This is a genomic window from Streptomyces sp. NBC_00448 (genome assembly GCF_036014115.1).
In the GTDB taxonomy this organism is placed as follows: Bacteria; Actinomycetota; Actinomycetes; order Streptomycetales; family Streptomycetaceae; genus Actinacidiphila.
In genome coordinates, this window is record NZ_CP107913.1 from 9,426,782 (window position 1) to 9,438,977 (window position 12,196).

At 72.4% G+C, this 12,196-nt stretch carries 9 protein-coding genes; 3 read left to right on the plus strand and 6 right to left on the minus strand.

Features of this window, described 5'->3' with window-relative positions:
• Positions 1-192: 192 nt before the first annotated feature.
• The 4 genes from OG370_RS40490 to OG370_RS40505 form a co-directional block, all read right to left on the minus strand.
• Positions 193-3,453, minus strand: a complete 3,261-nt coding sequence (locus OG370_RS40490; protein ID WP_328473403.1) for an alpha-mannosidase — start codon at positions 3,451-3,453, stop codon at positions 193-195.
• A 98-nt stretch (positions 3,454-3,551) separates the two neighbouring features.
• Positions 3,552-4,364 (minus strand): carbohydrate ABC transporter permease, encoded by an 813-nt coding sequence (locus OG370_RS40495; protein WP_328473405.1) that lies wholly within the window; start codon positions 4,362-4,364, stop codon positions 3,552-3,554.
• On the minus strand, positions 4,361-5,317 hold the full coding sequence (locus OG370_RS40500; protein ID WP_328473407.1) for a carbohydrate ABC transporter permease: 957 nt from the start codon (positions 5,315-5,317) through the stop codon (positions 4,361-4,363). The genes OG370_RS40495 and OG370_RS40500 overlap by 4 nt, the downstream gene beginning before the upstream one ends.
• Complete coding sequence (locus OG370_RS40505; RefSeq protein ID WP_328473409.1) at positions 5,305-6,597, minus strand: ABC transporter substrate-binding protein; 1,293 nt, start codon at positions 6,595-6,597, stop codon at positions 5,305-5,307. The genes OG370_RS40500 and OG370_RS40505 overlap by 13 nt, the downstream gene beginning before the upstream one ends.
• Positions 6,598-6,713: 116 nt before the next feature.
• Between OG370_RS40505 and OG370_RS40510 the strand changes: the two genes are divergently transcribed.
• From OG370_RS40510 to OG370_RS40520, 3 genes are read left to right on the plus strand one after another with little or no spacing between them, the layout of a single operon-like run.
• Positions 6,714-8,555 carry a class I mannose-6-phosphate isomerase gene (locus OG370_RS40510; protein ID WP_328473411.1) on the plus strand — a complete coding sequence of 614 codons (1,842 nt, stop codon included), beginning with the start codon at positions 6,714-6,716 and terminating at the stop codon, positions 8,553-8,555.
• On the plus strand, positions 8,552-9,574 hold the full coding sequence (locus OG370_RS40515; protein WP_328473413.1) for a LacI family DNA-binding transcriptional regulator: 1,023 nt from the start codon (positions 8,552-8,554) through the stop codon (positions 9,572-9,574). The genes OG370_RS40510 and OG370_RS40515 overlap by 4 nt, the downstream gene beginning before the upstream one ends.
• Positions 9,575-9,580: 6 nt before the next feature.
• Complete coding sequence (locus OG370_RS40520) at positions 9,581-10,507, plus strand: ROK family protein (RefSeq protein WP_328473415.1); 927 nt, start codon at positions 9,581-9,583, stop codon at positions 10,505-10,507.
• Between the two features lie 141 nt (positions 10,508-10,648).
• Here OG370_RS40520 and OG370_RS40525 read toward each other — a convergent pair whose 3' ends face one another.
• Complete coding sequence (locus tag OG370_RS40525; protein ID WP_328474866.1) at positions 10,649-11,272, minus strand: YdcF family protein; 624 nt, start codon at positions 11,270-11,272, stop codon at positions 10,649-10,651.
• Positions 11,273-11,325: 53 nt separating this feature from the next.
• Positions 11,326-12,117, minus strand: coding sequence for a GntR family transcriptional regulator (locus tag OG370_RS40530; RefSeq protein ID WP_328473417.1), 792 nt, complete (start codon positions 12,115-12,117; stop codon positions 11,326-11,328).
• Between the last annotated feature and the right edge of the window lie 79 nt (positions 12,118-12,196).

Below are 12,196 nucleotides of genomic sequence, written 5' to 3' on the forward strand. Positions count from 1 at the left end.
GCGACCTCGTGGGGACGGACCGTGCTCACCGAGCGGCAGACGCCGCTCGGTGCGCGCGCTCTGGGAGCCCGAGAGAGGTCCTGCGTACGTGGTAGGTCGAGGTCGGCACGCTCCTCAGGGTAGGCAGGTCGGGACGGACAGCGGGCCGAACCGCCCGGGGGTGGCGCCGTGGCGGCGCCGCCCCCGAAACGGTCAGCCGCCTGCCCGCGGGCGCAGGCGGACCGCCGTGCTGCCCAGGCGCGGGATCTCCACGAGCACGTCGGCGCCGTCGCGGGTGGCCTCGCCCGCGTGGTCGCCGAGGTAGGTCGCGCGTTCGGCGTGCGCGACGGAGAAGCCGCAGCGCAGCCGGACGGTACGGGGTTCGTCGGCGTAGGACTGGAGGCGGACCAAAAGGTCGGCCGGCGCGGAACCGCCCTCGTCCGCCTCGCGCCCCTGCGCCGGGACCGGCGCCGCGTCGACGACCCGCACGTACGGATCGTCGAGGGCGAGCAGCGCGCGCTCGCCCGGGTCGTCCGCGGCGGGTTCGCCGTGCGCGGCGACGCCCACCAGCGGGTGGTCGATCTCCTGGGCGGTGCGCAGGCCCAGCGCCTCGGCGGCGATGGTCTCGCCGCGCCGGCGGACGCCGACCGCGTAGCGGAAGGTGGTGTCGAACGCCTGCTGGGCCGGGAAGTTGGTGTCCCAGAGGTTGTTGTGGACCCACGAGTAGAGGGTGCCCGGCTGCCGGGGCGCCGTGGAGTCGGGGAACGGCGCGTACGGCAGCGGGATGGTCTCCGGCTCGACCAGGGGCGCGTCGCGCGTCACCCACGCGACCGGCCCGCCGGCGTCTCCGAGCGCGACGAACGACCGTACGGCGCGCATGTGCTGGGGAGCGCCGGGGACGTGGGCGAGGCCGGTGCCGGTCAGGGCGCCGGTGATCTCGTAGCGGACGGCGGGGTCGGTGAGGGCGAACGGGAAGGCCAGGTAGGCGCTCTCTTTCGCCATGGTCGCGGGCTTGTCGAAGCGGTTGTCGAGGACGACGTGGGCGTCGTCGCGGCCCAGGCTGACGGTGGTGCGGGCGAGGTGGACCCCGTCGGCCGCGTACTCGTAGGTCAGACGCGCCCCGAGGGCGTCGTCGACGCGTTCGAGCAGGACGGCGGGCCGGGCCAGCGAGCGCGAACCGAGGAGTTCGAGCTCGTCGGACGTGGTGGTCTTGTTGGCCTGGTGGTTGTAGCCGGGCGCCGAGGTGTACGTGTCGTAGACGTAGCCGTTGAAGCCCACGACGGCGTCCTGGTCGACGAGTTCGCGGCCGGTGGCCTTCTCGGTGATCGAGGCGACACAGGCGCGGGCGAGGTCGACCCGCACCGTGAGGTGGTCGTTCTCCAGGACCAGGTCGTCGGCGGTCGGCAGCGGGACCCGGCGGCCGCCGTCCTCGGCGTGGCCGTCGGTGCGCGGGGCGACCGCGGTGCCCGGCTCGCCCGCCGTGAGGTCCAGCCGGACCAGCCCGAGCGGCGGGACGTCCGGCACCTCGACGTGCACCCATCGGCCCGCGTCCCGGTGCACCGGGTTGACCTGCGGCGTCACGACGGTGGGCAGCGGCTTGCCGGTACGGCCGTCGGTCACCGCCAGCGCCCGGTCCAGCGGGACGCGGCTCTCGCGTACGAACAGCGCGACGACCGAAGTGCGCTGCGCCGACGTGGTGTTGACCGCCCAGAAGGTGGCGTCGGCGCCGGCCGCGGTCGGCAGTGCGGCGCCCAGCGCGGCCGACGCGTGGTCGCGGAAGGTGTCGGCGTCGTTGTCGCCGTGCAGGGCGTAGCCGTACTTCCAGTGCCACTGCTGGTCACCGGAGTTCATCCCCTCGTCGCCGTGGGTCCAGGGGTCGGCCGCGCCCCAGGTGTGCTCGTTGAACAGGGAGATCGACCGGTAGACGCCGGCCGCGCCGAGCCGGGCGTCGGCGGCGTGCGCGGCGGGTGGGGCCTGCGCTGCGGGGCCGGCGGCTTCGGCGGCTTCGGCGGAGGGGGCGGTTCCGGCCCGGCCGGCGAGGTCGGTGAGCGCGGCCATGCCGTACAGCGTGGTCGCGTCGGCCACCTTCGCCTGCGCGCGGCGGACCATCGCCTGCGGCCGGGCGCCGGAGCCGACGCCCTCGACCCACCAGTCGCCCCAGTCGCCCTCGAAGACGGGGACGGCGTCGCCCAGCCGCTGTTCGGCGTCGGTGAAGAAGTCCGTGTTGGTGGACAGCCGCAGGGTCGGCGCGGCCCAGGTCTCGTTCCAGCGGCGCACCGTCTCCGCGAGGATCAGCCGCGGCGGCGCGTTGTCCCCGAAGTGGCCCTGGACCCGCAGGTGCAGCAGGTCCCACGGGTACGGGTCGCGGTGGCCCGCGGTCGGCCCCGGCGAGCCGAACAGCTCGGGCGGGATGGGGTAGGGGTTGGTGGCGAGCGCGGTCAGATACGCGGGCAGCAGGTCGTCGACCATCTCGTAGGAGGTGTCGAAGCCGAGCACCGGGCCCTCCATGTAGGCGAGGCCGTGCGGGCTGTCGGTCATCCAGGTCAGCAGCTCGTTCCCGGACGGGGCGCGCCAGCGGAACAGCCGGGGGAGTTGCGCGCCGCCGTTCATGTTGGGCACCGAGCGGCCGGCCCAGTTGTGCGCCACCGACAGGTAGCGCACGCCGAGCGGGGTCAGGGCGTCGGGCAGCCCGGCGACGGTGCCGGGCACGTCGGTCTGCATGGCGCTGCGGAAGTCGATGCCGTGGGTCTGCTGGACGCCCCGGGCCAGCCGCAGCAGTTCGTGCAGCTCGTCCGTGGAGCAGGTGTCGGTGTGCAGGTTGTACGGCATGGCGGTCAGCTCGATCTGGCCGGCCTTCACCCGCTGGATGAACTCCGCGACCCGTGCCGCCGGCCGGGCGGCAGCCCACTGCTCGAACGACCACAGCGACTCCACCGCCCAGCGGAACTTGGCGTTGTCCGGCCAGTCGTCGGTGGCCCGGGTCAGGTCGAGGCAGGAGTCCAGGAACGCGACGTGCTCGCCGAGCACCGTGCCCTGCGGGTCGGTGTACCCGATGTCGAGGTGCGAGTGGTGCACCAGGTGGATCGTCCACTCGCGCGGCGGCTGAAGGACGAAGGCGAGCACCGCGGAGGTGCCGTGGCCGGTGGCGGTGATCCGCAGGTCGCGCGGGGCGCTCTCCAGGGGCAGCAGCAGCCGCTGCCCGCCGGGTGCGGGCACGGCCTGCACGGGTATCGTCCCGCCGCCGGCGGCCTCGGCGGTGAAGGTCCACCCGCCGTGGTCGGGCCGGTCGCCGTCGATCAGTATCCGTACGCAGCGCAGCGCGCCGGACGGGGTACGCCGGACCAGGTGTTCCGGCATGGCGCGGAGCCGGGTGCCGCCGGCCTGGGCGGTGGCGGCGACCGCGAGGCCGACCATGCTCGTCCGGGCCTTGTCGGTCGACCATCGGCGGTCGCGTACGAGGGCACGCGTCGTCATGAGCTGTCTCTCCCAAGGTGGTTCGGTCAGGACGTCGGTGGTGCGGTCCGCAGGTGTCGACGTCGGGACGCCGGTGCTGCGGTCCGGAGGGGCTGACGTCAGGACGTCAGGCGCAGGCTGTTGACGAAGAAGCGCTGGAAGACGAAGAAGAGCACCACGGTGGGCACCGACGCGACCAGCGCGCCGGCCAGCACGACGGGCGGGCCCACCGTGGAGTAGTTGCCGCTCAGGTCCGCCAGGGTGGCCATCACCGGACGCACGTTGGGGCTGAGCGAGAGCGTGATGCCGAAGAGCAGGTCGTTCCAGATCCAGGTGAACTGGAAGATGAACGCGGCCAGCAGGGCGTTCCTGGCCAGCGGCAGGTGGATGGAGAGGAACATCCGCAGCCAGTTGACGCCGTCGAGCTGGGCGGCCTCGGAGATCTCCCGCGGCACGGTCATCATGAAGTTGCGGTTGACGAAGAACGCGAAGGGCACGGTGAGCGCCACGTAGATCAGCACCATGCCGTACTGGGTGTCGTACAGGCCGGTGCGGGCGTATCCGGTGAACAGCGGGGACAGGAAGGTCTGCAGCGGCAGCACGGTGCCGATGAAGATGGCCCAGAACCAGATCGCCGGGCGGCGGACCGGCATGACGGTGACGGCGAAGGAGGCCAGCGCCGCGATCACCACCGCGATCGCCGCGCCCACGACGGCGTACAGGAAGGTGTTCAGCAGGCCCCGCCCGACGTCGGCGCTGGAGAACGCGGCGCGGATGTTGCGGGTCAGGCCCCAGGAGCCGAACCACCACCGCGGCGAGCCGGTGTACTGCTTCGACGGGGTGAACGCGTTGACGACCACCAGCCAGGTCGGCAGCAGCCACAGCACCGAGACCAGGGCGACCAGCACATGGCGTACCGCCCGGCCGGTCATGCCACGCCTCCCCGCTGCGGCTGGACCTGCCGGCGCAGGTAGAGCCAGGACGCCGCGACGACCACCGCGGTCAGCACGACGGACACGGCGGCGCCGTAGCCGTACCGGTTGAGGGTGAAGGTCTGCCGGTACATCGTCAGGGCCAGCGTCTCGGACGCGGTGCCGGGGCCGCCCTGCGTCAGCAGCCACACGATGTCGAAGGTCTTGAGGCTGTTGACGATGGACATTCCCACCACGACCACGGTCATGGGCCGCAGTTGGGGCACGATCACCTTCAGGAACAGCTGCAGGCCCTGCGCGCCGTCGATCTTCGCCGCCTCGATGGTCTCGGTCGGGATGGTCTGCAGACCGATCAGGAACAGCAGCAGGGCGGCGCCGGTGGACTGCCAGGTCGTCGCCACGATCATCACGATCGTGTTCAGCGGCCAGTGCAGCAGCCAGTCGTGCTGCCAGGCGCCGAGCCCGATGGCGTGCAGCGTCTGGTTGACGGCGCCGTCGGACTTCAGCAGGTACGTCCACAGCAGGGCCGTCGCGGAGCCGGACAGGGCGTAGGGGATGACCACGGCGGTTCGGGCCACCACGCCCCAGCGCACCGAGTGGGTCAGCACCGCGAGCACCAGACCGAGCAGCACCGGCAGGACCAGCGTGCCGACCACCCACATGACCGTGTTGAGCAGCGACCGGCCGAAGTCGGGATCGGTGAGCAGCGCACGGTAGTTGGCCAGGCCCACGAAGCGGGCGGTGATGCCGTTGTCGTCGAACAGGCTGCGGTAGGAGGTGACCGCGAACGGCACCACCAGCAGCGCCGCGACGAGCGCCACGGCGGGCGCGAGGAACGCACCCACCCATGCGGCGCGCCGGACGCCGCCGTGCCGGGGCACGCGGGCCGGGTTCCCGGATCGGCGGGTCGTCGTGCGGGGGACCGTCTTGGCTCCAGAGGTCAGGACTTCCACGCCTTCCACTCCTTTTCGGCTCGGCGCTGCATGCTCGCCAGGGTCCGCGCGGCCCGGGCGGCCGTGGGGTCGATCATGAAGGCGCTGAGATCCTGCACGTTTCCCTCGATCAGCACCGGTGGGGACGCCTCCCAGTAGCGGATGGCCTGCGCCGGCCGCTGCGTACGGACCTGCGCGGCGACCTCGCGCACCGCCCCCACGTCCGGCACCACCGACGGGTCCGCGGAGGTGTCGCGCAGGAACCCGGTCCACGCCCGCTGCACGGCCGGGTCGAACCAGGTGCGGGCGGTGTCCAGGGCGCCCTGGCGCTTGTGGGCCTTGGCCGACACCGCCAGCACGCCGCTCTCCACCACCACCGAACTCGTCCCGCCGGGCGGCGGGGGCAGCAGGAACGCGCCGAGGTCCGCGTTCTTGATGCCGGCGGTGAGGAACGCGCCGGTGTTCCAGGTGCCGTGCAGGCACATCGCGGTGGTGCCCTGCGCGAAGCGTCCCGGCAGGTCGGAGACGGACGCGTCGGGCGAGGAGAACGCGCCGCGCCGGTACAGGTCGCTCCACACCCCCATCGCCTGGCGGCACTCGGCGTCGGTGTACGACCGCTTGCCGGCGGTGAGGTCGAGGTAGAACTGGTGGTCCAGCCCGTTGACGAGCTGCTGGAACCAGATCGACGACTCCCAACTGGTCGCGCCGCCCGACGAGATGGGCGTGATGTGCCGCGCGTGCGCGGTGTCCACCACGTGCAGGAACTCCTGCCAGGTGGTGGGCACCTCGACGCCGAGCCGGGCGAAGACCGGTTTGCTGTAGAAGACGGCGTAGTACGACTTGTACAGGGGCACGCCGTACTGCCGGCCGTCGGCGGTGAACGTCTCGCGCAGCGCCGGGTCGTCGCACCAGCCGCGGCTCTTCGCCTCGTCCCACGCGCCGGTGACGTCGGCGAGGATGCCGGCGCGGGCGACGTCCCGCAGCCGGTAGCCGTTCCACCACTTGACGAGGTCGGCGGTGGAGTCCGTCTGCGCGGACATCCGCACGATCTGCTGGTAGTTGCTGACGTTGGGCACGGCCTGCGGTGCCAGCCGGTAGCCGCCGAGCCGGCGCAACTCGTTCCCGGCGGCGTGGTATCCGGGCGTCCAGCTCGGGTTGTCGTTGAAGAGCGAGAGCGTGTCGGCCGGTGCGGGTTTGGTGAGTGTGCCGCGCTCACATGCACTGAGCGCGAGGGCGGCGGCCCCGGCGAACGACGCGGCCAGCGCCGTGCGCCGGCCTACCGTCCGCGTCGTGTCGATCATCCCCATGGGACCCCCTCGTCACGGGTTCAGCGGCCTGCTAAGTTATCGGTAACGTACAGGTGTGCTCAGGGTTTGAGAAGACTTAACGTTGACGTTATCTCGATAAGGTTGGTGACATGGTCGACCGTCCAGAGGTCACAGTGCACTCGTCGCAGTACGACCCCCGGCCGCGCTACCCCGTGAGCGACGGCACCGTCATGGTGGGATGGGCCGACGCGGCGGACGCCCTGGGCGCAACCGTCCGGCTGCTCGCGGTCGATGGTCCCGCGGCCGTCGAATGGGAGGCCGTCGCACGCGAGTTGACGGCGGCCCTCGCCGCCACCCGCCCCCGCGTCACCGTCGCGGACGTCCGCGACGCGGCGCGCGACTGGGCCGACATCCGCCGCCTCACCGAGTCCGAAACGCTGCGCGACGACCCGGACTTCGCGAGACTCGCAGGTGGCAGCCTGTCCGACCTGTTGGGCCCGGGCGCGCTGGCGGCGCTGGCGTCCGGGCCCGAGGGCGGAACGGGCGGCGGGGCGGAGGGCGGCGAGAGTGGCGGCGCGCTCCGCGTCCTGGTCGGCCCCGGCGCCGCGTCGGCGCCCGGCGTGGACGCGGTGTGGTGGGCCGACGTCCCCAAGCGGTACGCCGAAGCGGCCGTCGGGCGCGGCGCCGGCCGCAACCTCGGCGCACCGGCCGGCCAACTCCCGAGCCTGCGGCGGCTGTTCTACATCGACTGGCCGCTCCAGGACCGGCACCGCGACGCGACGGCCGACCGGATCGACCGCTGGTTCGACGTTACCGATACCTCAACGCCGGCCTCGATCAGCGGGCACGCGCTGCGGGCCTCCTGCCGCCGCCTCGCCCGGCAGCCCTTCCGCACCCTGCCGACCTTCAACTCCACTCCGTGGGGCGGGCATTGGGGTCAGGAGAAACTGGGCCACAACCCGGGCGCCGCCAACACCGCACTCGGCTACGAACTCATCGCGCCGGAGAGCGGTGTGCTGCTCGGCGACGACGGAGACGGTGCCAGCTCCGACACCGGCTCCGGCATCCGCTCCGGCTCCGGCACCGGCACCGGCACCGGCCGCAGCGTGGAGGTGCCCTTCCAACTCGTCGTCGCCCTCGCCCCCGTGGACATGCTCGGCGCCGACGTGCACGAGACCTTCGGCACCTCCTTCCCGATCCGCTTCGACTACCTGGACACCGTCGGCGGCGGCAACCTCTCGGTGCACTGCCACCCGCGCACCGACGAGATGCGGACCGTCTTCGGCTGGCCCTACACCCAGCACGAGAGCTACTACCTGATGCGGACCAGCGCGCACAGCAAGGTCTTCCTCGGGCTGCGCCAGGACGCCGACGTCGACGCCTTCCACGCCCGCGCGCACGCCGCCGACGCGCACGGCGAGGAGTTCGACATCGAGAGCTACGTCCAGACCTTCCCCGCCGAAGACGGCCAGCTCTACCTGGTGCCGGCCGGCACCCCGCACGGCAGCGGCGAGGGCAACGTCGTCCTCGAAGTCAGCGCCACGCCGTACCTGTACTCCCTGCGCTTCTACGACTGGCTGCGCAGGGACGCCGCCGACCGGCAGCGCGCCGTCCACGTCGAGCACGCCTTCCGCAACCTGGACCCGCGCCGCTCCGGCGAGGCCGTGCCCCGCGACCTGGTCCAGCGGCCCCGCACCGTGCACCGGGGCGACGGCTGGCGCGAGGAACTCCTCGGCGCGCTGCCCGACATGTTCTTCGAGGTGCGCCGGCTCGTGATCGACCCGGAAGGCACCGCGGAGCAGGACACGGCCGGGCGCTTCCACGTGCTGACCGTCGTCGACGGGCAGGGCGTGCTCGTGACGACCGCCGCGGGGGACCGGCACTTCGTACACTATGCGGAGACTCTCGCGGTTCCGGCCTCCGTCACCGCATACCGTGTGCAGAACCAGGGGCCGGACCTGGCTCGCCTGGTCAAGGCGCAGGTGGCATGAGTACCGAACCCGATCCCGTGACGTCCCTGACCATGCGGGACGTCGCCGAACGGCTCGGCGTCAGCACGATGACGGTCTCCCGCGCCCTGCGCGGGCAGCGCGGCATCGGCGAGGCCACCCGCCAGCGGGTGCTCGCCGAGGTGGCCGCGCTCGGCTACCGCCCGAACAAGCTCGCCAGGGGGCTGCGCTCCGGCGGCCCGAACGAGCTGATCGGCCTGGTGGTCACCAACCTCGCCAACCCCTTCTACTCCCAACTCGCCGTCGGCGTCGAGGAGGTGTGCGTCCGCTACGGGGCGCGCGTCATGCTCGGCAGCACCAGCGAGGACCCCGACGTCGAACGCGACGTCGTCACCGACCTGCTGGACCGCGGGGTGGACGGCCTGGTGGTCGTGCCCGCCAGCCACGACCACAGCCACCTCGGCGGCGAACGGCTCCGCGACACCCCCGTGGTGCTCGCGGCCAGCCCGCCGATGGACGTCGACGTGGACTGCGTGCTCGTCGACGACTTCGGCGGCACCCGCGCCGCGTGCCGCCGGCTGATCGAGCGCGGCCACCGGCGGATCGGCTTCCTCGGCCTGCCCCCCTCGCTGTGGACCGGCTCGGAGCGCTTCCGCGGCTACGCCCTGGCGCTGGAGGAGGCCGGCATCGCGGTGGACGAGCGCTACGTCAGCCGGCACCGCGGCGACAGCGCGCTCGCCCAGGAGGCGGCCCGCGCCATGCTCGCCCTGCCCGACCGGCCGACCGCGCTGCTCACGGCGAACAACCGGAACACCGTCGGCGCGCTGCTGGCCCTGCGCGACCGGCCCGCCGACCAGGAGCCGGTGGCCCTCGCCGGCTTCGACGACATCGAACTCGCCGACCTGCTGCACCTGCCGCTGACCGTGGTGTCCTACGACCCGGCCGAGGTCGGCAGGGCCGCCGCGACACTGCTCTTCGAACGCCAGCGCAGCACCGTGCCCCTGCACCCGCGGCGGGTGACCATCTCGACCACGCTCATCGACCACCCGGTACCCCGGTAGGCCGCCGTGAACTCCACCGAGGCGCCCGGCGCCATACCCGTCCTCGAAGTCGGCGGATCGCATGTCACGGCCGCCGCCGTCGACCCCGACCGGGCCGGTGTCCTCGACGGCACCCGGCAGCGCCTGGCGCTGCGGCCCGACACCGGCGCGGAGGACTTCCTCGCCGCGCTCGCCGACGCGGCCAACCGCGTGCTGGCCGCGCCCGCCCTGCGCGGCCGGACGGTCGGCGGCACGTGGGGTGTCGCCGTGCCCGGCCCGTTCGACTACGCCACGGGGACCGCCCGGTACCGGGACGTCGGGAAGTTCGCCGCCCTGGACGGCCTGCCCGTCGCGGAGCACCTCGCCCCGCGGTTGCGGTGCGGGCCGGCGCGGCTGCGCTTCCTCAACGACGCCCACGCGTTCGGCCTCGGCGCGTGGCGCGGCACGGGCGGCCGCGGGCGGCGGCTGGTCGCCATCACGCTCGGCACCGGTGTCGGCTCGGCGTTCCTCGACCGCGGCACGCCGGTGGTGGCGGGGCCGAGCGTCCCGCCCGAAGGCCGCGCCGACCTGCTGGCCATCGGCGGCCGGCCGCTGGAGGACGCCGTCTCGACCCGGGCGCTCGCCGCCCGCTACACCGCGCTCACCGGCGCGCCGGTGGACGGGCTGCGCGGGCTGTCCGCCCGGGCCGCGGACGGCGAGGCGGTCGCCCAGGTGGTCATCGACGACGCCCTGCACGCCCTGGGCGGCGCCCTGGCGCCCTGGCTGGCGGCCTTCGAGGCGGACACGCTGGTGGTCGGCGGCTCCGCCACTGCGGCGTGGGACCGGCTCGGCCCCCCGTTCACCGCGGGCTTGACGGCCCGTCATCCTGCCCTGGCCGCACTGCGGTTGGCGGTGCGCCGGGACGGAGAGGACCTGGCGCTGCTCGGCGCGGCGGAACACGCGGTGCGGGCGTGAGCGGGTAGGCGGTTCGGCGGGTAGGCGCGTCGGCGGGTCGGTCGGGCGTGCGAGGGTGGAGCGCGAGTCTGCGCGGGGGCTGATCCAGGCACCGGTCCGCCACGCTGTACTCCGACGGATTCAACCGACTGTGCGATCAGCTCAGACGCGCCGCGGCTCGGTTCGCGACTCGTCACGAACCAGGCGGCCGGTGAAGCCGCGGTCGCACAACCGTCCGTAGGCAGCGTGGATTTCGGCCGGGACATGTTGGTCGATGATGAGTCCTCGCTCGGGGTAGATGATGATCCGCTGTGTAGCGCCGACCATCATGGCTACGACCAGGTCTTCGTCGCCGATGGCGGAGACGTAGTCGTCGTAGGTCATGGGCGCCGATGCGCAGACGGCGTCCACGGACGGCCAGAGCTTCCGCAGCGTCGCGTAGGCCCGTCGTTCCTCGTACGGCTTGCTGACCAGGAGGAGTGACGTCACCTCGACGCCGGTGGATTTCAGGAGCGCCCGGGATTTCGTGATGTTCTCCCCGGTGTTCCTCGCCTCCGACTCCAGCAGGACCGCTGATTCCGGTACGCCCAGTTCGAGTGCCCGCCTGCGGTAGTGCACAGCCTCGCCAAGTGGCATGCGAGCAGCGGACGTTGGACTGGTGGCTCCGGTCATCACCACGAGAGGAGCCATGTCGCGCGAGTACAGATCCGCCGTGGTGTCCGCCACGGTGAGGTCATGACTGCCCAGGGCGATGGCGACCGAGCACGGGCGCGGCGCGTGGTGCATCCGCAGGTAGTCCCACAGCAGCAGGGCGTCCGCGTGCGCGGTCGGCGAGAGGGTCACGCACGCTCCCCGTCCTGCGCCGAGTCCGGCACATCGAATTCGTACTCCCACGCGAACCGAGATGCGGCGTGGAGCCCGAGCGCGAACTCCACAACCGTGCCGTCGGCGGTGTAGGTAGTCCTGTGCAGTTCCACAACAGGCTCACTCGCGGGAAGTTTCAGCAGCTCTGCTTCCTCGGCCGTCGGCATGCGAGCGAAGAGTTGCTCCTGCATGTGGTCGATCTCGTACCCCGCGTCGTAGAGGACACGGAACCCGCCGCCACGGCCGGCTGGCCCGGGACTGGGATCGACAATGCGTGTGCCCTCGACATGCTCGGGGCGGTAATAGCTGGTCAGAGTGTGCGTCGGCTGGTGGCCCTCCTTGACGAGCCGGGCGCGGGCGTACACCTCCGCTCCGTCCGAGAGCCCCAGCGCGCTGGTGACCAGGTGGCTTCCCTTCACCAGACCCACGGTCTGCGTCTGCTCGCCGCGGTTGTACGGACGGCCCGATGCGACTCGGTCGGCAATGAACGCAACCTCGTCCCCGTCCCGCCACTTCGCCTTGTCATATCGCGCGATGCCGAGCCGCTTGAGCGGTGTCCGGTGCCGCACCACCGTGCCATGGCCGCGCGACGACGTAACCAGTCCCTCCGCTTCCAGCGCCTTGTACGCCATGTGGACGGTGGACTTGGAGCCCTCACCTGCCTCCACCAGCGCGCGGATATGCGGCAACGGCTGGCCCGGTCTGTACTTGCCGTCCCGGATCTGCTCCGCGAGACGATCCGCGAGTTCCCGCCACTTCGACGCCATCGTGCCTCCTCTCAAGGCGTCCAGTGAAACACAGTCCCAGGACTGTTGACAGTCCTGGGACTGTAGCGCCATTCTCTTC